Raw genomic sequence first — 26272 nt, forward strand, 5'->3', positions numbered from 1 at the left:
TAAACGTTTTCAAAATTATAACTCTTTTTTTCTTGTTTTGATATTCACAATATTGACATTTTATTGCATTATCTTGACAGAAAAAAAACAAAAATACGTTTAAAAACATTGTCAGAAAAGGGCATTAATATTATTTTCATAACATCATAGATAAACAAAAAGATTCACTAACTAGCAAAAACAAGTTAGTGAATCTCTATTTATTAGAGAGTTAGATTATTCAAGATCTTTTCCTTCGTACTTAAAAAATTCAAAGTCCGCATAACTTCCTCTTTTTCTATTCAAATCATGTACGACTATCCCGATAAAATTCCCGGTAAATCCACCTGAGAGTATACACATGTTTTTTTGTAGACCTACTTCCTTCCATTCTTCAGATGGTGTGTCTTTCAAATAAAACTGTGCTGTCTCTTTCCTTACGGCTACTTTCAAGAAAGTCTTCTTTTCTGTGAGTGGAATCCTCCAATCTTCTATTTGTGCAACTCCGTTTTCTGATTCTATCATACGAAGACATTTTCCCTTGTTCTCATTCCAAGTAACATAGCAATAAATATAATTGGATTCATTTAGGTACAATACCAGTCCAGCCATCTGATTAAAATTATTAGGTGTATATTCAAATGCTGTCTCCGCATCAAAAGTAAAATCCGTTTGCCGAATAGCTAATAAATGATGGTCAAAGGTAGATTGAAGAGATTCACCGGCAATCAGTCGTAAAAAACCAGGTCTAGTTTTTGTATCACACCAATCAGCCCTTGGCAAAATACGTCTGGCATTCCAGTTCTTTTTTAACTCTCCTTCAAATGTATCCATAAACTGATGATCTCTCTCTTGTTGTACCTCTTCATTCGTCTCAATCATTATTTCTTCCATCGGAGTTGTCTGGTTATCTTTAAGCCTTAACCAATCGTCGGACGTCCAATACACTTCTTGGATAGCGGTTTCTCTTCCCAAAATAGCCGCACCGTTTAATGGTCTGGTACAAAGATATGTCATGTACCATTTTCCTGACGGGGTTTGTACTAAGCTCCCATGTCCTGTACATTGCAATGTAGAAGCAGGTTTGTCACTAGCTGTCAGCATAGGAAAACCAGGATCAAGCTCGTAAGGACCAGTAATCTTCTTTGCTCGGCAGACTGTGACTGAATGTCCTCTTCCTGTACCGCCTTCTGCTGTCCTCAAATAATAATACCCGTTACGAAAATACAAATGCGGTGCCTCTGTTTTCGCTAATTCTGTACCTGCAAATATTTTATAGATGGGACCGTCAAGCTTCTTCTTCTCTGCATCATATTCTTGCAATACGATACCGCTGGATTTATTCGGTGTGTCCAGACGATAATCCCATAATTCATTGACAAGCCATTTTTTCCTGTTTCCAAATCATGAAACAAAGAAGGATCAAAGCCGTTACTATTTAAATAAATCGGTTCGGACCAAGGTCCTGTGATCTCAGATGCAGTAATCAAGTAATTGTGGACATCTTTAAACGGACGGCCTGCACTTTTGACATCTGTGTAAACAAGATAGAACAATCCATCAGCATAACTGATTTGCGGTGCCCATATGCTTCCGTTTGTAGGATTTCCTTGCAAAGATACTTGAGTGGTCAAAATATCCGTTGTATGTGACCAATTGACTAAATTCTTCGACTCATATACTCGAATTCCTGGAAGCCATTCAAAAGAGGAGACAATAATGTAATATCGGTCTTTCGCTCTTAAAATATTAGGATCTGGATTGAACCCTCTTAAAATAGGATTTTTCACTTTGATAGTCTGCATGATTCAGGCTTCCTTTCTTATTCTTACTCGATACAAACTGAATACCCCAGCGGCAAAATAAAAAAATGCAAAAGGAAACGCAATAAACTGAGTGCCGACCAACAATATAACTCCCGTTATAAAATACAAGCCAGTGGCAGTTGTTAAGTATTTTCCTTTAGCCGTCAAAAATAGTGCTACTGCTAAAAAAGAAAGTGAAATAAACAATACAACGGCAAACAGACCAGTCATGTCCTGTAATAGCTCAAATGTATTTTCTAAAGACAAAGTTGGATGATCGACAGCAAGCGACTGATAACTTTTTTTAAACTCTGACGCAGACATATTACTTAAAGTAACTGCTAACCCGCCAAAGAAAATCAGAGATAGGCTGCCACCGATCATTCCTAGCAATAGTTCCCATTTTCTTTTCATTTCAGAACCCCCTGCTTTTCTAAATGGATCCATTCAGGTCTTTTGATTGGTGTTTCATAATTGTTATTTCGTTCAGAGAATTTGGCAGTCTGTTCATTTTTCTTGTCATCCCAATTGTCCCAACCAGTTGGGTGAACATGCCCACCTATCTTACACGCTTCAAACACGACATTTGCATACGGACGCCACGGTCTTCCTAAATAGACGTTTCTAGTATCAGGCTCTGCAGTCAAGGTACAGCTTTCAAAACGATACCCTGATTTTTGATTTTTCGGCGTAGATGCTGCTGTGATGTATCCAGGATTTTTACTGGCTAAGCTATGGATACGGCACTGGCGAAAAACTGCATCTGCCCCACCAAATATGAAATCCACCGTTCCTTCAATCCAACAATATTCATAGGTCTGACGACAATAATCAGGATTGGCAGAAGCCGGTGTACAAAAAGGTGTACCATCTTTTTGCAAGTCAGGCAACGGACCCGTGCATAAAGTATCCTGATAACCAGTTAGTCGACAGTTTTTTAACAATACGCGATCTCCTGAATTGAATAAAGCAACAGCTTGACCTACTTTTTCTCCTGGACCTGCTGTATTTTCGATGTAAAGATTTTCTAATACGACATTCGATCCTTCTAAGAAAAAAGTAGCACTTCGGAAAGTCCCTAACTGGCTACCGTCAAGATACTCCTGTTTTGCAAAACGATTACCAGAGATCACTACTGTTCCTGTTCCCACAAGTTTAAAATTGGATAATCTACTTTCTATATATTCATCATATCTTCCTTCTTTTACTATCAAGACCTTTGGATGGCTATCCGGCAGGTCTGCCAAATAATCGATTCCTTCTTGGATAGTTTCAAAATCCGTCGGGGTATCTATAGAATTTTTTCCAATTATCAGTTTGTCTTTCATCCTCATAAATGCTCCCTTATGAATTGTTTCCAAATGTTTCTCATTTCTTGTGTTTCCATATGACCGCCTGTTAAAGAAAAAGAAGAAAAGTTTTCTGGACTACCCATTGATCGATACTTCTTGTCCAGTCCTTTTCTCAGCTTCAGTACGCCTTCGTCCAAGCACATCGTATCGTTTTTTCCAACTAAGCTAAGACGAGGGCGCGGAGCGATTTTTTCTTGGATTGCTAACGTTGTATAAGCTGTCAGTAGGTTTGGCACATAGTAATAAAACCCATGATGATCTAGGCGACGATGTAGCAAAAGTGTTTCGATGTCCACCTGTGCCGCTAGATCAATACAAACTTTGACACGAGAATCCAATGCCGCCACCCACCAGCTTAATAAGCCTCCCATAGAAAGACCAATCGTTGCGATCCGTTGAGTATCTGTGTCTTCCCTTGTCTCCAAATAATCGATCAAGCTGATCACATCATAAATACGCATTCCCCATAATGTTTTTCCTGTTAATAAAAATTGTTTGAACAACTCGCTTTCGGAAATACCTCCGCGTTCTTCAAATCCCCAAGCATCAATCGACCAAACAGCATATCCCATTCCTGTCAGTACTTCTGCAAAAGATGGAGAAGCTAAGTAAGGAGCACCATGGATCAATTCACTTTTCCCGACTGAAAAATCTCCGCCGTGAGAATGCAGGTAAAGGACCGTCGGAAACGGTCCTTCTTTCTCCGGGTAAGCATAAAGTACTGGTACTGTTTCCAATTCATTTAAGTACAGTTGATAATATTCAAGCATAAACCCATTTTGTTTTTCTCTGTATAATCGCTTTCCACTAGGAGTAAGTCTGCTAGATGGATCACCTAAAAAGTCATTCAACTGCATAAGCAAAATTTTTACGGACAACCAGATCATCCATGTTTTCAATTTGAGTTGACCGGAATTTCTCAATACTGATTTCTTTCGTATTTTCTAATAGAAATGCTGGTCCTTCATGATTCTCAATCGTCATTTGATTAAAGGTAACCTTCTCCGCAAAACCAATGTAAAATCCTTGCTTGCTCATTTCCTCTATCCCTGTCATCATAGCAGGGACACCGGGAACTGCATCTTGGGCCATTGAAACATCAATATTATCAAATGTGATTTCTTGTATAAACTGTTCTGCTAATCCATAAATAAATCCTGCAGAAGCATGGACATTCCTTGCCGTGATATTCGAAAAATGGATCCTTCTGAATGCTGGTGTCCGCTCATCTATCGGATAAGCCGTTTTTTCCCATACATATGGTTCTTTTCCTCGCGGACCGCAGAAATAATAAAGATTCAGTATAAATGGACACATCACATTATCCATGACTATATTGGATACTCGAATATCTTCAACGTTCCCGCCTCGACCTCGTCTAGATTTCAATCGTATTCCTCGATCAGTTTCTTGGAAGATACAATTTGAAATGGTAATATTACGTATACTACCACTCATTTCACTTCCTAACACGACCCCTCCGTGTCCATGGACCATCGTGCAATTTGTAATCGTGATATTTTCACAAGCAATTCTTTCGTACGTATCTTCAGTCCCTGCTTTGATTGCGATACAGTCATCTCCCACGTCAATATGGCAATTACTAATACGCACATTTTTGCAGGATTCTGGATCGATGCCGTCTGTATTTGGTGAATCCGCCGGGTTCAAAATCGTCAAGTTGTCAAACGTCGCGTTGCTACAAAGAATTGGGTTGATCGTCCAGCTTGGTGACTGGATCAGTTTGATATCTTTCACAGTGATTCGATGGCAGTTATGGAAACTCATCAATTTAGGACGAGGATAAGCCAGATTATCTGGTTCGTTTCGGAAAGTATGCCACCATTTTTTTCCATTTCCATCTAATGTACCGAAACCAGTGACAGAGATGTTCTCTACATTTTGTGCATAGATACAGGAAGCATAGACTTTTCGATGGACTCCTTCCCAACGTGAATGAACAATAGGATAATCTTTTGGATCGTCAGAGAATTTCAAAACCGCCCCTGCGCTCAAATGAAGTTCTACATTGCTTTTTAAAAATAAAGCCCCTGTTAAAAATTCACCTGCTGGCACAACTACGGTTCCGCCTCCTGCGCTTGCTGCTGCATCAATCGCTTGTTGTATTGCTTCAGTATTCAATTCATCAATTGATGCACCGAATGTCAAAATATCATACATACTTATAATGCCTCCACTTCGATCAATGCTTGCAAGAATGCACCGACACCTTTTTGATCATTACAAATAATCGGCTCACTGATGTAGTAAGCGTATGAACCATCTCGCTGTTCTGCTCCGCCTAACCCTGCTACTTGACAGTTTTTGTTCAAGTTCAACCAGCCTTCTTTTGTTTCAAGAACAAATTCATCGAGTAGTCCTTGATGAGATTTTTTCACTTGCGGCAGCCACTCTTCTTTGTTCAGCAAGCCTAAGCGTATCCCTTTAGCCATTGCGTAAACAAACATACTGCTGCCAGAAGCTTCCAGATAATTTCCTTTCCGTTTTGTTTCTGTTGTTACTTGATTGATACCATGTCCCACTGTTTTCTTCTTGATACGGAAGTAATGCGGTCAATGTCTTTTCTAAAATTTCCTTCAGCAAAGAACAATCCGTTTCCGCATGAAGCAATTCATAGGTATCTGCCGCAGCCATCAGATACCAGCCAATCGATCGACTCCAGAAATGATGAGATAAACCTGTTTCTGGATCAGCCCATGGTTGGACTTTCTTTTCATCCCATGCATGGATCAGTAAATTTGTTTTTGGATCAAATAAATGTTTATAGCTGATTTCAAACTGTCTCAAGACATCTTGGTAATCTTTTTCCTCACTAAAATTCTGGATAAATTCAGCATAAAAAGGTGAGCCCATATATAATCCATCTTACCAAATTTGATAAGGATAAATTTCTTTATGCCAAAAAGCCCCTTCGGATGTACGCGGATGGTTTGCCAACTGCCGGGAAAGGAGTTCTGCTGCTTTTTTATATTTTTCTTCGCCTGTTTCTTTGTACAATAAAAAGAAAAGCTTTCCTGTATTTACATGGTCGATATTGTATTCTTCAACGCTGTAGCCACGGATCGTTCCATCTTCTTGCACGAAATAGTCGATATTGTCTTTTATGAAATCAAAATAAATTTTTTCTTGGGTTTGTTCCCAAAGTAATTGGAACCCTTTAAGTACGACGCCATAGTCATAAGACCATTTTCCTTTATACCACTTTTCTTCATATAAGCGAGGTGTTCTTTCCATGATGCTTTTTGCTAATCTCTTTGACCAGTTTTCCATTATTTGCTCTCCTTTAAAAATTAAAATAGGATTTAGGACAAATACCAAGAAGTATTTGTCCCAATCGTCTATATTACTGTGCCGCTGCTTTGTATGCTTCCTCGTATTCTTGTGTGATTCGGTCGCCTCCTTGTGCTTTCCAGTCTTCTACAGCTTTCTTGAATCCTTCTTCGTCAAGCTGTCCCATGATGTATTGCACTGTAGCATCAATAACGATTTTTTCGATTTCCGATCCTACTTCATTGTTCGTCGGTGAATCCAATGGCACAGAAGGATCCATTACAGCGAATTCTTCGTTTTCTTTGATCAATTGATTCGACAATTCTTTTTCAGGATCTGCGTCTTTGAAAGAGAACGTTACTTCACTAGGGCGAGAACTTGATAGCGGTTGCACTTCTTGTTGCCAAAGATCCATATCGATAAATTCGATAGAACCATCATCATTCAATTCATAATGTGTTCCCTCAATACCACCAGTCATCAATTTATACATATCTTCTTCTAGAAGATCATCAACAAATTGCAGTAATTTCTTCAATTGTGCTTCGTCTTTTACTTGTGATTTAGGGAATGCTAACAAACCACCAATACCATTTCCTTCTGACCAAACATGATAACCTCCGCCTTCACCATCTGAAATCTTGTTTACAGGGACTAATTCCATATCATCTTGAATACCTTGTCCCATTGTCTTCAGGTTCTTGATATCCACCATCCCAGTGTAGATTCCTGTTTTTCCTTGTGCAAATTGTTCTTGCTGGTCAGTCTTTTGAGTAACCGCAAAATCTTGTGCCAAATAGCCATTCTCAAATAGATCTCTTGAGAAGTTCAACGCTTTCATGTATTCTTCTGTATCAAATTCTGGAGTAAATTTGCCATTATCATCTACAGCCCAGCCATTCGGTGCTCCAAAATAAGAAGTGAACAGCTTAAAGCTGGTATAACGAATATCACTAGGCGCACGATCACCAAAACCAACTGTATCATCCACACCATTTCCATCTGGATCGTTTTCTGTAAATTGTTTAGCTACTTCGTAAAGTTCATCCATCGTAGTTGGAACATCTAATCCAAGATTATCCAACCAGTCTTTTCGAATGACTAAACCAGCACGAGCATAGTCCTTTTGCATTGGCACACCATACAATGCTCCGTCGATACTTGCAGCTTCGATTCTATCCTCAGAGATTTGGCTTAAGTTTTTATAGTCTTTTAAATATTCCGATACATCCCAGAATACGCCTGATTTCAACGCACTTCGGACAGAAGAGTTTTTCAGCATAGCAATTTGAAGTGTAACGATATCTCCTAGTTCGTCAGAAGCCAATGCAGTTGTCAGTCTTTCTTCTTTTGAAGCATCAGGAATCCAATTGAATGTAAGTTCCGTATCGGTTTTTTCTTCTATTAGATTCACGATTGTGTCAGTTGGTGGGGAAGCATGGTGTAAAATATTCAACCAAGTGATTTTGGTTTTCCCATCTTCTGTTTATGAAGAACTGTTGTTTGAACTGTTGCCACATGCGGCAAGTGCTAAAATTCCTGCAAAACTAAGACCTAATTTTACGAGCGTTGCTTTTTTCATAAATTTTCTCCTTCACTGTTTTAATGATATTTTTGTTTTCTTCTGTTTTTTCTGTATATGAGTTCTTCCATTCCAAATGGCAAAATATAGAATTTGCTGTCCACGTGACTGCGGAAAAGAAGAGACTGCCACCGATAAAGGTTAAAACACCTGGCATTGTTTGGATGATCATCAGGTAAATACCCACCAGACTTAGTATTAATACTAATGAATAATGAAGATGAGAGAATCCGAACAAAAATGCCATTTTCATTTTGAAAAAATATCCTTTCCAATCATAATGTGCCATGATTGGAAAAATATAGAGTGCTGAGAGCAAATACAAGAACGCAGCAATATACAAAGCGATTCTAAGATACCAATTGTGTATGAAAGAAAGATCCACAAGTAAAACAACTCCGATGACGCCGTATATCCAGCTCATCAGCAAGGTTTCACGATAGTTTTCTTTAAAATATGAGAAGTACGTTTTCGTCAAAGGAAATGTTTCTTTTGTGCGCAGCCATTTTCTAATCACTGCAACCATTGCATAAGATGCAGGACCAAAAGTAAAAACCCCCAGACCTGCAATGACTAAACCACCCCACAGAAAATTCAAATAAACCAACTGTAAAATACGATTTAGCCTTCCATTTATTTTATCTAATGACTGCAGCATGTCTTTTCCTCTCTTTCTAAATTAGTAAACGCCGTCTTCTCCTAGCTTTTTGGCGATCTTGTTAGCTAAAATTACCATGAATAATCCTACGACCCCTTTAAACAATCCCATTGCTGTACTGAAACTTAATTGTCCATTCTTCAATCCAGCTGTATAAATGTAGGTGTCGAAAATTTCTGCAACACTTCGATTCAATGAATTCAATAACAAGTACATATGCTCGAAACCTAAGTCCAGTGTCTGACCGATTTTTAGAATCAGCAAGGTAATGATTACTGGACGAATCGCCGTCAATGTAACATGCCATGTTTTTCGCAAGCGTCCTGCGCCATCCATTTCAGCTGCTTCATATAACTGTGTATCTACTGCAGTGATTGCTGAAAGGTAGATGATCGTAGACCAGCCCAACTCTTTCCAGATTACTTGTCCAATATAGACTGTTCGTGTCCACTCAGGAGATGTCAGAAAACTGATTTTTTCAAATCCCATCGTTGCAAGGAATTCATTCAATACCCCTCCGTCAACGTTCAAAAATACATAAGTAATCGAAACGATGATTACCCAAGACATGAAATGAGGGATGTAAATGATCGTTTGAATCCCACTTTTCAGTCGCTTGTTCGTTACTTCGTTTAATAGTAGGGACAAAATAATTGGCATCGGAAAAAACACGAAGATATTTAACCCGAACAAGATCAAAGTATTCCTTAATAAAGTAAAGAAAGTCGGCTCTGTAAACAAACGAATGAAATGTTTGAATCCCACCCAAGGACTGCCCATTATCCCTAAAAATGGTTGATAATCTTGAAAAGCAATAACGAGCCCTCCCATAGGAAGATACCTAAAGATCAGGAAATAAAGGACCCCCGGCAGAATCATCACGTATAAAAATTTATTCGTTTTGATTCCTGCAATTATTTTTTTTCGTCTTCTGAGCTTTTCTTCTTTTTTCGATAGCGTCAGTTGAAATGGTTCTTGTTTCTTTACACTTTCCATAAGCCCCTCCTTAGTTTTATGAATGTTTGCTGCTTATGTCTTTATGATAGATAACTATCCGAATTACGTATATAATCATTTTTATCGCATGTAAAAACGCTTACACAGCAGCGATTTTTATACTTGCAAAATATATAAGTGTATTTCTTCACAAATAAGGTACGCCTAGTAACTATTCTATTTTTTTCTATCTGACACTTAACGTAGGAAATGATTATATACGTAATCTTTCACCGATGATAAATTGAATACATAGAAACAGAACATTTAATTTATTTTGAGGAGGAGCCTATCTATATGAAAAAGAAAGTCTCTATAGGAGAAAGAAGTTTTACATTTTTCAACAATACGTTTCTGATCTTGCTAGCTTTGATCTGTATCGTGCCTTTTTTAAATATCATCGCTACATCTTTCGCTTCTACACAAGAAGTCGTCGCGAAAAAATTTATCCTTTTCCCTACTACCTTTTCTCTAGACGCGTATCGTTATATTCTATCTACGCCAACTATTTTTAGAGCACTTGCTGTTTCGATTGGCGTTACCGGGGTTGGGACGATCGTCAGCATGTGCGCAACTTCACTGATGGCATACGGGCTTTCCAGAAAATACTTGTTTGGTCGAGGATTCGTCAACTTTCTTGTTGTATTTTCTATGTTGTTCAGCGGGGGGATGATTCCCACATTCTTAGTTGTTCGTTCTCTGGGACTGGTCAATTCTTATTGGGCAATGATCTTGCCTGTAGCTGTTAATGCAATGAACATGATCATTATGAGAAACTTTTTCCAAGCCTTGCCGGATAGTTTGGAAGAATCGGCAAAAATGGATGGTTGCACAGATTTCGGTGTATTTTTCAAAATCATGCTGCCATTAGCGTTACCGTCTATTGCTACTATCTCACTTTTTTATGCTGTTACTTACTGGAACACTTATATGACCGCTATTTTGTATATCAACGATTCATCTAAATGGCCGATACAGATTCTTTTACGTCAGATCGTCATTGTATCAAGCGGGATGCAAGCAGAAAGTAGTGCCGTTGATGTGATTCCACCAGCACAAACAGTTAAAATGGCTGTTATCGTTATTGCCACAGTCCCTATGCTGATTGCTTATCCTTTTGTTCAGAAATACTTTGTCAAAGGCGCACTCGTAGGTTCTGTCAAAGGTTGATTATGTATGGAACATAAAATAGAGGTTATGAAAGAGACGTTCAGCCTTATTTTTATAAGCTGTCTCTTGAATACCGTTTATTCGCAAAAAAGGATTGTGACAAAGCTTTGGTCACAGTCCTTTTTGCGTGCTTAGCCTTGAAATTTAACTATTCATAAAGACAAATACTAAGGTTATTCTCCTTTCTTTTATTGCTTGAATCAGACCACAAGAAAAACAGCCTCTTGTTTCACAAATATTTTTTTCGATATTCTCCCGGAGTGATTGATTCTTTCTTTTTGAAGAAACGAATAAAATTTTGCAGATTTCGATATTGCAGTCTTTCTGCAATCTCTTTTACAGAGAGATTGGTTTCTTTCAACCACTTTTTCGCTACCTCTAGACGATGATTTTGAACGAAATCACCAAATTTTTCTCCTGTTTCCTTTTTAAATACATTGCTTAAATAATTAGGGTTATAGTGCAACCTATCAGCAATCACATCTAGAGATAGATCACGGTCATATTCTGTATAGACGATGTGCATGATATTCTCCGAAAGATTTTTAAATTCATGATCAGTGATTGCTTGAGAACATTCTGTGATTGGCAAGACTAATTGTTCTAAAACAAGTTTTTCTAGCTCTTTGGGATGATAATTGTTCAATGCTTTTACATAGATTTGTTTCATGTTATCAAAATTTTTTGAATCTACTCCCAATAACTGCCCTAATTGAACGAGCTCATTGATCAAACGGACCGAAACTACTTCTCGGCTCAGAGGATTTTTATTTTGTGCGAACAATGCATTAATTAATTCATGTACCAACTTCCTTACTTCCTGATTTCCGGAACGAATAGCTTCAAACAATCGATTCTGTTCTTCTACTGGATATCTAATAAGCGTTTTTTCATGCGCAGCAGGAACAATTTCCTGATAAAATATGATCGAACTCGGACCAGTATTTACACGATAATATAGGGCTTCTTTTGCTCGGTCAACCGATTGCTTGCTTTCATTCAGCGTTTCGAACCGGTTACTGATACCTATACTCACAGTTAATTTCAAGTATTCTTTTACACGTTTTTGAATGAGTCGGCAATACTCCATGACTTTTTTGCTTGCTTCTGCATCGTCTTTATCCATTCGATAAATAGTGGCTTGCATTTCTTCATTCAAAACGATCGGCAGCATTCGATTTTCCTTTGGCACAATTTCCGTGATCATGTTGTTGATTGCTAAAAGTAGCAAATCACGCTCTCCACCGTGACTATCTTCTAACAGATCGATTTGAACCAAGGCCGTATAATAGCAGTCAGTTTGAGAACTATAACCAAATTGCTGCAACCGCTGATCTAGTTCTCGCCTTTCTACTCGATTTCTAAATAAACTGAGTACAAATAACGTTTCTAGTTGCGGCTTTTGGGTAACTAAGTGTGCACTTAACGCTTCTTTTTCTCCTATGATCCGACTGACTGATTGAGCGACCAAATCTAGTTCTTTCCCACTGAATCCTTTTGATTTAAGATTCAAACGTTCCTGAATTTGAGAAATTGGACGGGCAAATCTATCCGAAAATAAATAGGAAAGGAGACCGATCAGTCCTACTAGCGTCAAAGACACTGCAACTAACCCGATTCTCAGATTGCGAATCGTTGCTCCAATTGCACTAGAATCAACTTCTAATCTGTAAATCCAATTATTATAATCTGATTTCAGTACGATATAGGATGTCCCATTTTCTCTTATCACTTTCAACTGGTTGTAATCTAGATCCACATCCGCTAATGCATCTGGCTGCTCTTCTTCTTTTACTTTCTGTGTAGAAAAAAGCTTTCCATCTTCGTTTTCGATAGAAAGTATATCTTCTCCGCTTTCCCCAACAACTTGTTCTATTGTATGTTTCTCTATCGTAGCAATTCCCAATGCATATTTTTCTTTTGCCAAAATAAATTGTCTTTGTTATTTATGTACTTTTGTTGATACCTTTCAACTTCCTCTTCAGTCAGTTGAGTCAACGATCCATTGATTACTCCCCATTTACCAGCTAAACTGAGTAAATCATAATTATTATCATCCATAACAATTGTTTCTATAAAGTTTAGCTCTTTCCTGATTTCAGAATAAGTGGAGTAATTTGTATATGTCAGTGGATGCTTGAATATATCCGAGAAATTTTTGGTCGAACCATACGTAGAAAACGAATATTCGATCGTTCTGATTTTCCATTCAACGTTCGTTTTGACTTGCCTGAGCAGGTTCTTTTTATCTGTTAAATAACTCGATTCGATCGACTCATAGGTATTCTGATAAATAAATAAACTAAATCCTATGACAAGTACGGCTCCTAATAAAAACATCGGTAAAAATATTTTATAAAACACTGTACTTTTCTTCATTTTCTTCCTCTCTTTCCTTTAAATAAAAGGCTTTCATTTTTCTGTAAAATTGATACTCATCTAATTAAATGAGCATTCCCCGCTTTTAAGAATAGCATAATTAAAAATAAAAATCCAAGTAATTTTTAACGTGTGCAATCTTTTCATACCAAAGATCTATTGACTTATCGTAGTTATCGTAATATGATGAATGCGTTAACAAAAAGTGAAAAAGTAAGGAAAATGATGGAATGGTAACGATCAAAGATATCGCTAAAGCAGCTGGTGTTTCTCATACGACAGTTTCTCGTGCTTTGAATAACAGCAGTTTAATCAAAAATGAAACAAAACAAAAAATACGGCAACTAGCTAAGGAAATGAATTATTCGCCGAACTATAGTGCAAAAGGTTTAGTAAATCAAAAAAAATATCTGATCGGACTGTTTTTCTCAAGTTTGCATAAAGGAACTTCATCAAATTTCCTAGCAGATTCCATTGCAGGTATCCATTCAGTATTGGACACAAACTACAGCTTATCTGTCGAAAGTATCGATGCTGTTGATTTAACAGAAATCAATTTGCAACGTTATGATGGTCTGATCGTTATGAGTCAAAGTGATGAAGATCAGCCTTTTATCGATTATCTAAAAGAAAAAGCGTTTCCCTTCGTCGTTGTCAATCGTCACATCAATGATCCAGCGGTTATAAATGTTACTGCCGATGATGCGGCCGGTGTTATGCAGGCAGTAGATTACGGTATTGGGTGCGGACATACGAAGATCGCTTATATTGGTGGGAAAAAAAACTTTCGTTCGACAAAAGAACGGGAAAAAGGTGTATTGGACAGTCTAAAAAAAGCAAGCATCCCTGCCAATCCAGCCTATTTTTTAACAGGAGACTACAGCTTAGAAAGCGGCCTCAAAAACATGGAATACCTATTATCGCTTTCTGACCTGCCTACTCTGGTTTTTTGTGGCAACGACGATATAGCGATTGGTGCATTGAGAGCTGTACATTCAGCTGGTCTTCGTGTTCCCCAGAACATTTCTCTGATTGGGTTCGATGATTCTCCAGTCGTCTCCTATCTTAATCCACCGCTTACTACAGTACACAAACCGTTGAAAGAAATGTGTCAAGTAGGAACAAAGCTTTTATTGGATTTGATTGAAGACAGGCCGATCGAACAATCTAAAATGGAGCTCTCCACCTTACTGATGCTTCGTGAGTCGATCAATTACTTGTAAACTGCAAGTAATTTTATATAAAAATGTTAACGTGTGCATAACACAGAAAGGAATAATCTATGAATAAACTGACAAAAGAATTAGTGAAAAAAAACGAGGCTCCCGTAAAAGTTCTTCAATTCGGCGAAGGCAATTTTATGCGCGGATTTGTTGATTGGCAGATTCAGCAACTGAATAACCAGCAATTGTTTAAAGGAAATGTCGCCATCATTCAGCCTTTAGAACAAGGTCTTGGGAATATGATGAACCAGCAAGACAATTTATATACGGTCATTTTACAAGGACTCAGCAATGGCGAAATCGTTGATACTTCCGAGATTATCACCATAGTAGAACAAATGATCAATCCTTATCATGAATGGGATGCTTATCTTTCTCTAGCAGAAAATGACGACTTGGCCTATATCGTCTCCAATACAACAGAGGCAGGAATCCAATTTGTGGAGACTGATGAACGAACAGATACGCCACCACAGAGCTTCCCGGGCAAACTGACAGCCTTTTTATACCGACGTTTCGAATTAAACAAAGCCGGTTTTACGATTATTCCTTGTGAATTGATTGACAGAAACGGTGAATGTCTAAAAGAAATCATTTTACGCTACGCAGAAAAATGGGATTTAGAACCTGCTTTTATTGAGTGGTTAGAAAAAGAAAATGTTTTCTGTTGTAGTTTAGTTGACCGCATCGTTCCAGGTTATCCTCGTGAGGATGCAGCTGTTTTCAATCAACGACATAACTATGAAGATCAATTGATGGTCAAAGCGGAACCATTCATGCTTTGGGTGATTGAAGGGCCTAAAGAGTTGGAGAATCAACTACCATTCAAACAGGCTGGCTTGAATGTCATCATCACAGATGATATGACTCCTTATCGTGAACGTAAGGTGCATTTGCTTAATGGACCGCACACAGCGATGGTCCCTCTTGCTTTGTTGGCGGAATTGGAAACTGTAGAAGAAGTAATGAAAGATCCTTTATTCTCCGCTTATGTTGATCAGCTATTCGATCTAGAATTGATTCCTATGCTTTCTTTACCTAAAGATGAATTAGCCATTTATGCTGATCAAATCAAAGAACGTTTCTTGAATCCTTTTGCCCATCACAAATTAGAAGCGATTTCATTAAATAGTGTTTCAAAATTCAGCACCCGTCTGCTTCCGGTCTTCAAGAAGTATATCGAAGAAAAAAATCAAGTACCACCGCTAATCTCTGTTTCACTAGCTGCGTTACTTCTTATGTATCGAGGCGATCAAGTAAAGCCCCATGATGATGAAAAGACGATAAGCGAATTTGTTGATGCTTGGTCTGATAATGAAACAGCTATTCTTCGATTATTGCAAAACGCTGCGCTTTGGGGAGAAGATTTGTCTCAATTACCGAATGTGGCAGATACTGTTCAAGAAATGGCTACAAAAATCGAACAAAAAGGTGTCCGAGCAGTATTACAAGAAATGAAAGGAACGATGGTCCATGCTTGAAACCCTGCAACCAACAATGAAACTAAACCAACGAGACAGTGTTGTTGTCGCATTAACACCTATCCCAAAGCAAACACAACTGACGATTGATCAGCAAACGATCACCACTCTTGAAGATATCCCGCAAGGTCACAAGATTGCATTGAGTGATTTGAAAGCTGGAGACAACGTGATCAAATATGGCTATCCAATCGGGCACGTGACGACAGACGTAACTGCCGGTCAATGGCTGCACACTCATAATGTAAAAACCAATCTTTCTGGTGAATTGGATTATCGATATGAAAAAGATGTCCATCCAAGTCATTATCCTTTTGAGAACCGAACATTTCAAGGCTACTTACGAAAAAATGGAAAAGTAGGGATTCGTAATGACTTGTTCTTAGTACCTACCGTTGGGTGTGTGAATGGTATTGCTGAACTGATCGTCAAACAGTTCAAAGAAAAACATCCGGATCTGGGACAGTTTGACCATATTACGATTTTAAAGCATCCCTACGGCTGTTCACAGCTTGGAAAAGATCATCAAAATACTCGAGAAATCTTAGCAGACGCGGTAAACCATCCAAATGCTGGCGGAGTTTTAGTGTTTGGATTAGGTTGCGAGAACAATACCGTTCCTGAATTCAAAAAAATTTTAGGTGAATATGATGAAGAACGAGTGAAATTTCTAGTGGCTCAAGATGTCTATGATGAGATCGAACAAGGCGTAGCTCTATTAGAAGAACTTTTAACCGCGGCCGAAAACGACCAGCGCATACCAGTCCCGCTCTCTAAGTTGAATGTCGGTTTGAAATGCGGCGGTTCTGATGGTCTATCGGGAATAACTGCCAATCCTTTGCTTGGTGCATTTTCTGATTACTTGATTGCTCAAGGAGGTAGCACGATCTTAACAGAAGTGCCAGAAATGTTTGGTGCAGAACAAGTATTGATGGCACGAGCGGAAAATGAAAAAGTTTTTGATTCAATCGTTGACTTGATCAATGACTTCAAACAGTATTTCTTGTCTTACGGGGAACCAGTTTACGAAAACCCATCTCCTGGTAATAAAGCAGGTGGGATCACTACATTAGAAGATAAGTCTTTAGGCTGCACGCAAAAATCAGGAAGCTCTCCTGTCGTTGATGTACTGCAATATGGCGAAAAAATCAGAAAACCAGGACTTAGTTTATTGCAAGCTCCCGGGAATGATCTTGTAGCTGCCTCTGCTCTTGCTTCATCCGATTGCCAGTTGGTCTTGTTTACCACAGGAAGAGGGACTCCGTTTGGCTCATATGTCCCTACGGTCAAGGTATCTACGAACACGACTCTTTTTGAACGCAAAGGTCATTGGATGGACTTTAATGCAGGCGTCTTATTAGAACAACCAATGGAAGTGATCTTAGAATCATTTGTTCAAAAAATCATCGCTGTGGCTAGTGGAGAAGAAACGAAAAATGAACAAAATAACGTTCGAGAAATTGCCATTTTTAAAAACGGAGTAACACTTTGATTTTCATAAAAACAGTATAAAAAGAAAGAAGGAAGATTTATGTTTTTATCTGATGATTTTTTATTAAAAGACGATTGGGCGAAAAAGCTTTATCATTCCTACGCAAAAAATATGCCCATTATTGATTATCACTGTCACTTAGATCCAAAAGAAATTTACGAAAACAACAATTTCAGCAATCTGACAGAAGCTTGGTTAGGAGGCGATCATTACAAATGGCGCTTGATGCGAGCTTGCGGCGTGCCTGAAGAAAAAATCACAGGAAATGCTTCTGATTTTGAAAAATTTTTAGCTTGGTGTCAAACCGTACCAAAAATTATCGGAAATCCGCTTTACAGTTGGTCACATCTTGAATTGAAGCGTTTCTTCGATATTGACTTGTTGATAAATGAAGAAAACGCAGAGAAAATTTGGACACAAGCAAATAAAATTTTGGCAACTCCTGATTTCCGTCGGCGGGAAATCGCGAAAAAATCGAATGTAGAAGTGATTTGTACGACAGATGATCCAGCAGATGACTTACACTATCATCAATTGCTTGCTCATGAAGAACCAGATTTGAAAGTTCTCCCTTCATTCCGTCCAGATAAAGCACTCAATATTGAAAAAGAAGGATTTAATGCATGGATCACACTACTGGAAGAAGCAGCTGACCAAACGATTACCACCTATCAAGAACTAATCGAAGTTTTAGAGCAGCGGATAGAATACTTCCATCAACATGGATGTCGTGTTTCCGACCACGCTTTAGACACCTTACGCTATAAAGAAGCGGATGAAACAGTATTAGAAGAGATTTTTCAAAAAGCACGAGCTAACAAACTATTATCTTCAGATGAAATCGATGCTTCTCGTACAGAAACACTGATACGTTTGACCCACTTCTATCATTCTCATAATTGGACGATGCAGCTGCATATTCATGCTTATCGTAATTGTAATACACAAATGTTGGAAAAATTAGGACCCGATACCGGTTATGATGGAATGAATGATCTTTCTTTGACTATTCCTCTGCAAAAATTATTGAATCGTGCAGAAGAAACGGATCAGTTGCCAAAGACGATCCTCTATTCACTGAATCCAAATGACTACCCTGCGATTTTAGCTTTGATGGGCTGTTTCCAAAAAGAACAGAATGGAAAACTGCAGTTAGGTTCTGGATGGTGGTACAACGATACTCGAGCTGGTATGCGCGATCAATTGACACAGTTTGCTGATGGTAGTGCTTTGGGGAATTTTGTCGGCATGCTGACAGATTCAAGAAGTTTCCTTTCCTACACTAGACATGAATATTTCCGTCGTGTTCTTTGTGAATTTTTAGGCGAAATGGTCATGCGAGGAGAAGCACCTGAGGATGAACAACTTTTAGGAAGTCTCGTTCAAGCGATTAGTTATACAAATGCTAAAAATTACTTTGGCTTTTTCGCCTAATTGATTAATAGTAACAGTAACGAATCAAAACAGGATAGCGAAATAACGGAATCCGTTTATCCACGTTTTAGAGAAGAAGACGGACCAAATTTGCTCCGTCTTCTTCTCTTGCTGTTCTGCTTCATTGCCTATAAACCCTTATGAAAGAAGAGATAACATGCCTACTATCCATATTGCCGGTGATTCTACTGCGGCAGAAAAAGATGAAAACAAGCGTCCCGAGACAGGTTGGGGAGAAAAAATCTCTGCTTATTTTTCACCTGAGATCCAGATCAATAACCAAGCAAAGAATGGACGCAGCACCAAATCATTTATCCAGGAAGGAAGATTAGCCCGTTTAGCTTCACAGTTTCAGCCAAATGATTTCTTATTTGTACAATTTGGACATAACGACCAGAAAATCCAAGAAGAAAGAGGTACGCTCCCCTTCGGTAGCTATTTAAAAAATCTGCAGATATTTTTTGAATGCGCAAAAAAAGCGAACGTCCACATGGTCTTGCTGACATCTGTGACGCGACGAGATTACTTAGAAAATGGAACATTGAATCCAGATATACTTGGAGACTATCCAAAAGCGATGCGTGCATTTGCTGAGAAACACCATATTCCACTTTTAGATGTTTTCTCACGATCACAAGAATATTTCCAGACCTTTTCAAAAGAAGAGACAAAAAAATTCTATCTGCATCTTATGCCTAATAGTTGTGAAAATTACCCAGAAGGGCTAAAGGATAATACCCACTTTAGTCCAGAAGGCGCTGATAAAGTTGCCCGAATAATTGCTGAATTGATAAAAGAATCCCGTCTGCCTCTTGCTGATTATTTACAAAAAGGAGTTTGAGATGTTTCCATTAAATTTAGGCATCCGTGCCCATGATCTAGAGGTTCGAAATCGTGAAGAAATCGTTCAAAAAGTATCACAGCTTCACTTGTCCCATATCCAATTTGCACCACAAAAAGCATTTCCTGAACAACTTAAATTAAATGACATGACACTTGGGAGTGCTGCCTATTTTGGTGAATACTTCCAAAAAAACAATATCGAACTTTCCATTTTAGGTTGCTATATCAACCTATCCAGCAAAAATCAAGAAGTTCGTGCACAAGCATTAGCAACTTTCAAACAGCAAATTGCTCTGTGCTCTGCCTATCAAGCCAAGATGATTGCTACGGAAACCGGTAGTGTCTCTGTCGGTTTCACAAAAGAAAATTTTACTGAAGAAGCTTATCAGATTGCTAGAAATTCTGTCATTGAATTAGTCGCTCATGCAGAAAATTTTGGCGTAACTGTTGCTGTTGAAGCAGGGATCAATCATCCGATCTATAACTATCTGTTAGCCAAACGTTTAGTCGATGAAGTAGCTTCACCAAATTTAAAAATCATTTTAGACTGTGCGAATTTGATCCACAAAGAAAATCATGCTGATCAGGAAAAAGTGATCCGAGGTGCCTTGGACAATTTACAGGGTTGTATTACAGCGCTTCATCTCAAAGACTACATCATGGAAAATGGAAAGATCCGCATAGTTCCTGTTGGTAAAGGCTGTTTAGATTTCCGCCCGGTACTACATTATATCAAATATGAGCGTCCTCTAATGTACGCCACTCTTGAAGCTACTCCTGAGATTTATGTTCCTGAAGCAATAGAACACTTGCAGTTTTTTTACCAAGATTGTTAAGGAGAAGATTATGGAGGAACGAATACAGAAAAGTTATCAAAAATATCATGCAAATGCTTTTCAGACATTGCTGCATCTTTATCAGGGGAATTATTGGCGCTTTGCCATGTCAGGACTCTTTTTTATTATCAAACATCTTCCATCTTGGTTAATGCCGATTGCTATTGCCAATGTAATCAATGCAGCTTCATCAAAAGATTCCTCTCAATTGCAGGCGATTTATTTCAACGCTTTTTTGATGACTTGTCTGATCGGTCAAAATATATTGACGAATTATTTTCATGTAAAATACCATAGCACTTCGATCCGGCAAGTAGAAGCTGGACTAAGAGCGACTCTTATCAAGAAAATCCAAGAACTTTCTATTCCCTATCAAAAAGAATTGCAATCTGGCCGGATCCAATCAAAGATCATCCGTGATGTAGAAGCCATCCAAACGTTGTCCTCTCAAGTATTTGTCAGCGGATTGAACATTGCTGTCAATTTATTCGTGGCTTTAGGTATCACGCTTTATAGAAGTCCTGTCGTTTTCTTGTTTTTCTTATTGACTGTCCCTCTCGCCGCGTTAGTTACTCTTTTTTTCCGGAAAAGGATCAGACAGTCCAATTCAGATTTCCGGCAAGAAATGGAAGAGACTTCTGCAAAAGTGATCGAAGTGATCGAATTAGCACCGATTGCTCGAGCTCATGGGTTAGAAAAACACGAAACCACTCGCTTAAATAAGCATTTTACCCAAATCTATGAAAAAGGATTCCACTTAGATATCCTGCAATCTGTTTTCGGGTCAGTCAGCTGGGCTAGTTTTCAGATATTTCAACTGGTTTGTTTGATTTTCACTGGGATATTAGCTTTACAAGGGCGTATTCAACCAGGTGATGTCGTGATGTATCAGACATATTTCACAACGATCGTCAATTCCGTTTCTGGAATGATCACACTGATTCCTACGATTTCAAAAGGCATGGAATCTATTACTTCTATTGGTGAACTGTTGATTGCTGGCGATGTAGAAACTTATCACGGTAAGAAAAAAATCCAACATTTGGATGGAAATTTTCGCTTTGAGGATGTTTCTTTTCATTACCCGGACTCACTCAAGCCGATTATTGATCATTTTTCTCTAGAGGTGAAAGCTGGAGAAACAATTGCTTTTGTTGGGCCATCTGGTTCTGGAAAATCTACACTCCTTAACTTATTGATTGGATTTATCCAGCCGTCTTCAGGGAGGATTTTCCTAGATAATCAGCCTTTGGATGAATTGGATATGCGAAGTGTGCGTAATTATTTAGCCGTTGTTCCTCAAACCACTTTGTTGTTCTCCGCTTCGATCAAAGAGAACATCACTTATGGCTTGAAAAACGTATCAAAAGAACGTTTAGATGAAGTCATCGAAGCTGCGCAACTTTCTTCACTGATTGACCAGCTTCCTGATGGACTGGATACCTTAGTAGGCGAACATGGCAACAAGCTGTCTGGTGGCCAAAAACAACGTATCTCCATTGCACGAGCATTGATACGTCAGCCGAAAATCATTTTGCTAGATGAAGCAACTTCAGCTTTAGATAACCAGTCAGAGAAAAAAATCCAGCAGGCCCTGAATTATCTGACAGAAACACCCACTACTTTTATTGTGGCTCATCGGCTTTCAACGATCAAAGAGGCAGATAAAATCGTTGTGATCGATGAAGGAAAAATCGTTGAGATGGGTACTTACGAAGAGCTGTTAGCTCAAGAGGGCTATTTTTACCGTTTGAAAAATGAATGACAAAAAAAGGAGAGACGACAAGAGTTTTGTCGTCTCTCCTATTTCTGAACAAACGGTGTTCTCCTGCCAACTCCTCGGTCACAAATCACAATAGTCATCAAACATGAGAAGCTGTTTTTTGAAATTGTTCCTTGTCACTCAGAGTTAAACGGTAGGCTCACGTCTTTTTGGTAAACGGTGTTCAAGAGACAGTCTATCGGCAATAAGAAGCAACTTTGTCATCGCTCAAGGCTGAACGTCTCTTTCACAACCTCTGTTGTTTCATAAAATAGTTCTATTCGCTGTAAAGGTCGCGAACTGGCGTCATGATGATCCGGTTCAAGTCATTGATGATCGTACTGAACCCTTGTTCTTTTTGCATTAAATCATTGATTACTTCTTCTGATTGAATTTTCACAGCCATTTCTTGTGCTTTCATTGCATCTTCGTCGCTGAATTCTTGTCCACTCATTTGTTTTTCTTGTAATTCGATTTGCATCGCTTGGAAGTCTTTGAACAGCTTGTGTGCTTCTTCGTTTGCTTGTACTTTCTCGTACGCTTCTTTCAACGCTTTGAATTCTGGTAATTCACGGATCTCACGTTCGATCTGATTCGCGCTATCGTAGATGTTTGACATGTTATGCCCTCTTTTCTTTTAGTAGTTACTCTCTATTGTAACATGGGGTTATTCGTTTTCAAAGGGTCTACTCTCCTTGATATTTCCGCCAGAGGTCTTTAGCCGCTTCACCAATTCCCTGAACGCCTTCTTTCACCGTATCGCCGAAATTCTTCAATCCTTCTTTTGCTTGTTCACCGTATTGATTCAAGTTATCTTGCCAATTTCCAGACTCTCCATTAGAATTACCTGTGTTTCCAACTTGATCTGCTGCTACCACTTGCCCTCCTGTGGCATAGGCGTCAGCTACACTAAATCCTGTTTTGGAAGTATAAGGAAGGATACCTTCTGCCGCTGATTTGAAGACTTTCCCGACAACATTTCCACTTGTCCCTTCCAAATAATGCAGCTTGCTGGATTCTTCAAACCCCATCCATGTCGAAATCACTACATCTGGCGTATACCCGATCATCCATTGGTCATTTGCTTTCGTGGCATCGAAATTAGTTTCTGTGGTTCCTGTTTTACCTGCTATCGTATAACCTGCAGGGTTCGCAGCAGCTGCTGTCCCATTTGAGAATGTACCAAGAAGCATGCTGGTCATTTCATCAGCTGTTTCCTTTGATATAACCTGTTTTGGCTTTTTGTTTGTATTATCGATGATCACCGCTCCAGTTGAATCAACGATTTTCGTGATGAGATGCGGCGTATACATCTGACCTTCATTGGCAAATGCACTGTAAGCACCCGCCATGATCATTGGAGATACTCCTTTTTCTAATCCGCCAAGAGCTAAGCCATAATACTTATCAGATTTTGCTAAAGGCAGGCCGAATTCTTCTGCTTTATCATATCCTTTTTGTAAACCGATCTCATGCAAAAGCCATACAGCAGGCAAGTTCAAACTTTGTGCAACAGCCTGATACATCGGTACTTCTCCTTGGTATGTCCCGTCAAAATTATGCGCATCGTAATAACTTTGCGGTTCATCTTTCAAGACACTAGAAGGCTTGTAACCAGCTTCCAACGCTGGTGTATATACGCTTAATGGTTTGATCGTTGATCCTGGAGAACGGCGCATCTGTGTAGCAAAGCTGAATCCTCTAAAGACATGATCTCCTCTTCGTCCTACTAATGCTTGTACACCGCCTGTATTCGGATCTAAAGCTACTGAAGCAGATTGGACCATGGCACCATCTGAAGCATTTGCTGGGAATAATGCATTATTTTGATAAGTAGCTTCTAATTGCTTTTGGTAATCCTGATCTAAAGCTGTATAGATTTTATAGCCTTTATTCATGACATCTTCTTCATCAAGACCATACTCGTTAACTGCTTCATCGATCACTGCATCAAAATAATAAGGATAACGATAACCAGAATCTGAATTATCGTATGTGTCATGAAGATAAGCACTGATGTCTGTCTGGCTTTCTGCTTGTTCTTGTTCTTTTGTGATTTTTCCGTTTTCTTCCATTACGCTTAGTACTGTGTTTTTCCGATCATTCGCATTTTCTGGGTGATCAATCGGATTATAAATACCAGGACCTTTCAGCATTCCTGCCAAAGTAGCAGCCTCAGATAGCGTAACATTCGTTGCATCTACTCCGAAATACTTTCTGGAAGCGTCTTGGACACCCCATACCCCGTTACCAAAATAGGCATTGTTAAGATACATGGTCAAGATTTCTTCTTTGCTGTACTTCTTTTCGATCTCGATTGCCAAAAATAATTCCTTCGCTTTTCGATCAAATGTTTGATCTAATGTCAGATAAGCATTTTTGGCAAGCTGCTGAGTGATCGTACTTCCTCCGCCCCCTGATGTTCCGCCAGACAAAACCATCCGAACAGCCGCACGGGCGATTCCTTTGATATCAAATCCGTGATGTTCGTAAAAATTCCTATCTTCTGTCGAGATTACCGCATCTTGGATATAGGGAGAAATCGCGTTTAATTCTACGTATGTCCCTTTTTGGGCGTACAGTGTGCCAGCTTCTTCATTTTTCTTATCATAAATGACTGTCGATTGGCTTAATCCAGATTTTAACGTTTCGACATTTGCTTGTTTGGCTAAAATAAAAAGGTAGATACTTGTCACTAAGACACAGATCAAACCAATCAGCAAAATCAATTTGTTCACATGATATTTTTTCCAAATGCGCTTTCGCCATCGATGGAATTGTCCGAGATATGGTCTGATCCATCGCCAAAAACTGATCAAAGCAGCTTTTATCTTTCCTAAAATGCTTTGAAAATCCATTCGCTTCTTCTCCTGTCTATTCAATTCAATCGTCTTATTTTACCATAATGAAAGAGTGTTTTCTTCCTGCTTAAGTTGTAGTTCGATTTGTTTTTTTCGTTAGTGCAAGTAGAGTAACATAAGAATGAACAGAAAAATGTAAGTTTTTTCTTAAATATGTTTTAAAAATGGTACAATTAATCTGCAATTTTACCGAAAGGAGTACACTTGTGAAAATCACGATCACTTTACCTATGAACCATCCTGAAACAACGATTCGCGACTTGCTTGAAAAGGAATGGTTAGTTCCTAGAAAGGTTCGGCACTTTTTGCGTATACGTAAAAACGTTTGGATCAATCAACAACCTGCTTTGTTCCATCATGAAGTAAAAGGCAATGACCAGATCACATTGTTATTCGAAGAAACAGATTATAATTATCAAGAAGTCCAATTAGGAGATGCGAAGCACATCCGTGTTTTATATGAAGATGAACATTTGATTATAGTGGATAAGCCTGCAGGAATGAAGACTCATCCAAACGAACCAACAGAAAACAGTACCTTGCTCAATCACTTAGCTGCTTATCTCGATACGAAAAAACAACGACCTTACGTTGTCCACCGTTTGGACAAAGAAACAAGCGGCGCTGTTTTATTTGCAAAAAACCCATTTGTCTTGCCGATACTTGGAAGAATGTTGGAACAAAAAATGATCTATCGGAGATATCAAGCCATCGTATGGGGGAAAATCGCCAAAGATAGGACTATTACCAATAAAATCGGACGCGATCGCCATGATCGGAGAAAACGGGTCGTAGATGATAAAAATGGTCAGAACGCCTTGACACATGTCACTGTCGACAAAGTACTTTCTGGAAAAACACAAGTGTATTGTGTTTTGGAAACCGGTCGTACGCACCAGATCAGAGTTCACTTAGCTCATATAGGGCATCCAATCGTTGGAGACCCTCTCTACCAAAATAGACCAGCTGAACGACTGATGCTCCATGCATTAGAACTGCACATGATCCATCCATTTACTCAAGAAAAAATAGTTGGTAAAGCTTTACCCGGATTGTGGAAATAGAAAGAAGAACGTAGTCCTATCATTATCTGCTGATAAGACTACGTTCTTTTTGTGTAACTTGTCT

The 26272-nt window shown here is 38.8% G+C and carries 17 protein-coding genes and 4 pseudogenes; 9 read left to right on the plus strand and 12 right to left on the minus strand.

All coding sequences use genetic code 11. The features are described 5' to 3' along the window. Positions 1 to 216: 216 nt before the first annotated feature. The 9 genes and pseudogenes from IGK53_RS11465 to IGK53_RS11505 all read right to left on the minus strand — a co-directional run bounded on the left by IGK53_RS11465 (position 217) and on the right by IGK53_RS11505 (position 9663). Positions 217 to 1784: pseudogene (locus IGK53_RS11465) on the minus strand (glycoside hydrolase family 43 protein). A 3-nt stretch (positions 1785 to 1787) separates the two neighbouring features. Then, positions 1788 to 2198 carry a DUF4064 domain-containing protein gene (locus IGK53_RS11470; protein WP_002329947.1) on the minus strand — a complete coding sequence of 137 codons (411 nt, stop codon included), beginning with the start codon at positions 2196 to 2198 and terminating at the stop codon, positions 1788 to 1790. Then, entirely contained in the window at positions 2195 to 3118 is a 924-nt protein-coding gene (locus IGK53_RS11475; protein WP_002329946.1) for a pectinesterase family protein, read from the minus strand. Before IGK53_RS11475 ends, IGK53_RS11470 begins: the two co-directional genes overlap by 4 nt. Next, complete coding sequence (locus IGK53_RS11480; protein WP_002390625.1) at positions 3115 to 3993, minus strand: dienelactone hydrolase family protein; 879 nt, start codon at positions 3991 to 3993, stop codon at positions 3115 to 3117. Before IGK53_RS11480 ends, IGK53_RS11475 begins: the two co-directional genes overlap by 4 nt. Beyond that, on the minus strand, positions 3980 to 5317 hold the full coding sequence (locus tag IGK53_RS11485; RefSeq protein WP_430604795.1) for a glycoside hydrolase family 28 protein: 1338 nt from the start codon (positions 5315 to 5317) through the stop codon (positions 3980 to 3982). The genes IGK53_RS11480 and IGK53_RS11485 overlap by 14 nt, the downstream gene beginning before the upstream one ends. A 2-nt stretch (positions 5318 to 5319) precedes the next feature. Continuing rightward, positions 5320 to 6427 (minus strand): annotated as a pseudogene (locus tag IGK53_RS11490) (glycoside hydrolase family 88/105 protein). Positions 6428 to 6500: 73 nt separating this feature from the next. Then, a pseudogene (locus IGK53_RS11495) lies at positions 6501 to 8009 on the minus strand (extracellular solute-binding protein). Then, positions 7975 to 8667 (minus strand): YesL family protein, encoded by a 693-nt coding sequence (locus IGK53_RS11500; RefSeq protein WP_002316990.1) that lies wholly within the window; start codon positions 8665 to 8667, stop codon positions 7975 to 7977. Before IGK53_RS11500 ends, IGK53_RS11495 begins: the two are co-directional and overlap by 35 nt. Before the next feature lie 21 nt (positions 8668 to 8688). Then, complete coding sequence (locus tag IGK53_RS11505) at positions 8689 to 9663, minus strand: ABC transporter permease (RefSeq protein WP_002329940.1); 975 nt, start codon at positions 9661 to 9663, stop codon at positions 8689 to 8691. Between the two features lie 297 nt (positions 9664 to 9960). On the opposite strand from IGK53_RS11505, the gene IGK53_RS11510 reads away from it, so the two are divergent. Beyond that, positions 9961 to 10833, plus strand: a complete 873-nt coding sequence (locus IGK53_RS11510) for a carbohydrate ABC transporter permease (RefSeq protein WP_002329939.1) — start codon at positions 9961 to 9963, stop codon at positions 10831 to 10833. 229 nt (positions 10834 to 11062) lie between these two features. Here IGK53_RS11510 and IGK53_RS11515 read toward each other — a convergent pair. Beyond that, positions 11063 to 13212 (minus strand): annotated as a pseudogene (locus tag IGK53_RS11515) (helix-turn-helix domain-containing protein). Between the two features lie 230 nt (positions 13213 to 13442). Between IGK53_RS11515 and IGK53_RS11520 the strand changes: the two are divergent. The 7 genes from IGK53_RS11520 (at position 13443) to IGK53_RS11550 (ending at position 22286) form a co-directional block, all read left to right on the plus strand. Then, on the plus strand, positions 13443 to 14435 hold the full coding sequence (locus IGK53_RS11520) for a LacI family DNA-binding transcriptional regulator (protein WP_002329936.1): 993 nt from the start codon (positions 13443 to 13445) through the stop codon (positions 14433 to 14435). Positions 14436 to 14494: 59 nt separating this feature from the next. Next, a complete protein-coding gene (locus IGK53_RS11525; RefSeq protein ID WP_002342344.1) occupies positions 14495 to 15916 on the plus strand; it encodes a tagaturonate reductase in 1422 nt (473 codons plus the stop codon). Continuing rightward, positions 15909 to 17408: a UxaA family hydrolase gene (locus tag IGK53_RS11530; RefSeq protein WP_002329934.1), complete on the plus strand. Its 1500-nt coding sequence runs from the start codon at positions 15909 to 15911 to the stop codon at positions 17406 to 17408. The genes IGK53_RS11525 and IGK53_RS11530 overlap by 8 nt, the downstream gene beginning before the upstream one ends. 39 nt (positions 17409 to 17447) lie before the next feature. Next, entirely contained in the window at positions 17448 to 18842 is a 1395-nt protein-coding gene (gene uxaC / locus IGK53_RS11535) for a glucuronate isomerase (RefSeq protein WP_002329933.1), read from the plus strand. A 157-nt stretch (positions 18843 to 18999) separates the two neighbouring features. Then, entirely contained in the window at positions 19000 to 19683 is a 684-nt protein-coding gene (locus IGK53_RS11540) for a rhamnogalacturonan acetylesterase (RefSeq protein ID WP_002329932.1), read from the plus strand. Position 19684: 1 nt separating this feature from the next. After that, on the plus strand, positions 19685 to 20521 hold the full coding sequence (locus IGK53_RS11545; RefSeq protein ID WP_002329931.1) for a sugar phosphate isomerase/epimerase family protein: 837 nt from the start codon (positions 19685 to 19687) through the stop codon (positions 20519 to 20521). A 10-nt stretch (positions 20522 to 20531) separates the two neighbouring features. Next, a complete protein-coding gene (locus tag IGK53_RS11550; RefSeq protein WP_002329930.1) occupies positions 20532 to 22286 on the plus strand; it encodes an ABC transporter ATP-binding protein in 1755 nt (584 codons plus the stop codon). Between the two features lie 274 nt (positions 22287 to 22560). Here IGK53_RS11550 and IGK53_RS11555 read toward each other — a convergent pair whose 3' ends face one another. Beyond that, positions 22561 to 22902: a YlbF family regulator gene (locus IGK53_RS11555; protein WP_002285994.1), complete on the minus strand. Its 342-nt coding sequence runs from the start codon at positions 22900 to 22902 to the stop codon at positions 22561 to 22563. A gap of 67 nt (positions 22903 to 22969) precedes the next feature. Next, positions 22970 to 25141: a PBP1A family penicillin-binding protein gene (locus IGK53_RS11560; RefSeq protein ID WP_002329929.1), complete on the minus strand. Its 2172-nt coding sequence runs from the start codon at positions 25139 to 25141 to the stop codon at positions 22970 to 22972. Positions 25142 to 25350: 209 nt separating this feature from the next. Here IGK53_RS11560 and IGK53_RS11565 point away from each other — a divergent pair, with 209 nt between their 5' ends. Then, entirely contained in the window at positions 25351 to 26208 is an 858-nt protein-coding gene (locus tag IGK53_RS11565) for an RluA family pseudouridine synthase (protein WP_002310841.1), read from the plus strand. Positions 26209 to 26272 lie beyond the last annotated feature (64 nt).

Origin of the sequence: Enterococcus sp. DIV1224, from assembly GCF_050555455.1 — a bacterium.
Classification (GTDB): domain Bacteria; phylum Bacillota; class Bacilli; order Lactobacillales; family Enterococcaceae; genus Enterococcus_B; species Enterococcus_B lactis.

Excerpts from the sequence above, each read along its gene's own strand:
- IGK53_RS11470 (WP_002329947.1), bottom strand. The coding sequence starts at position 2,198 with ATGAAAAGAAAATGGGAACTATTGCTAGGAATGATCGGTGGCAGCCTA.
- IGK53_RS11475 (WP_002329946.1), bottom strand. The coding sequence starts at position 3,118 with ATGAGGATGAAAGACAAACTGATAATTGGAAAAAATTCTATAGATACC.
- IGK53_RS11480 (WP_002390625.1), bottom strand. The coding sequence starts at position 3,993 with ATGCAGTTGAATGACTTTTTAGGTGATCCATCTAGCAGACTTACTCCT.
- IGK53_RS11485 (WP_430604795.1), bottom strand. The coding sequence starts at position 5,317 with ATGTATGATATTTTGACATTCGGTGCATCAATTGATGAATTGAATACT.
- IGK53_RS11500 (WP_002316990.1), bottom strand. The coding sequence starts at position 8,667 with ATGCTGCAGTCATTAGATAAAATAAATGGAAGGCTAAATCGTATTTTA.
- IGK53_RS11505 (WP_002329940.1), bottom strand. The coding sequence starts at position 9,663 with ATGGAAAGTGTAAAGAAACAAGAACCATTTCAACTGACGCTATCGAAA.
- IGK53_RS11510 (WP_002329939.1), top strand. The coding sequence starts at position 9,961 with ATGAAAAAGAAAGTCTCTATAGGAGAAAGAAGTTTTACATTTTTCAAC.
- IGK53_RS11520 (WP_002329936.1), top strand. The coding sequence starts at position 13,443 with ATGGTAACGATCAAAGATATCGCTAAAGCAGCTGGTGTTTCTCATACG.
- IGK53_RS11525 (WP_002342344.1), top strand. The coding sequence starts at position 14,495 with ATGAATAAACTGACAAAAGAATTAGTGAAAAAAAACGAGGCTCCCGTA.
- IGK53_RS11530 (WP_002329934.1), top strand. The coding sequence starts at position 15,909 with ATGCTTGAAACCCTGCAACCAACAATGAAACTAAACCAACGAGACAGT.
- uxaC (WP_002329933.1), top strand. The coding sequence starts at position 17,448 with ATGTTTTTATCTGATGATTTTTTATTAAAAGACGATTGGGCGAAAAAG.
- IGK53_RS11540 (WP_002329932.1), top strand. The coding sequence starts at position 19,000 with ATGCCTACTATCCATATTGCCGGTGATTCTACTGCGGCAGAAAAAGAT.
- IGK53_RS11545 (WP_002329931.1), top strand. The coding sequence starts at position 19,685 with ATGTTTCCATTAAATTTAGGCATCCGTGCCCATGATCTAGAGGTTCGA.
- IGK53_RS11550 (WP_002329930.1), top strand. The coding sequence starts at position 20,532 with ATGGAGGAACGAATACAGAAAAGTTATCAAAAATATCATGCAAATGCT.
- IGK53_RS11555 (WP_002285994.1), bottom strand. The coding sequence starts at position 22,902 with ATGTCAAACATCTACGATAGCGCGAATCAGATCGAACGTGAGATCCGT.
- IGK53_RS11560 (WP_002329929.1), bottom strand. The coding sequence starts at position 25,141 with ATGGATTTTCAAAGCATTTTAGGAAAGATAAAAGCTGCTTTGATCAGT.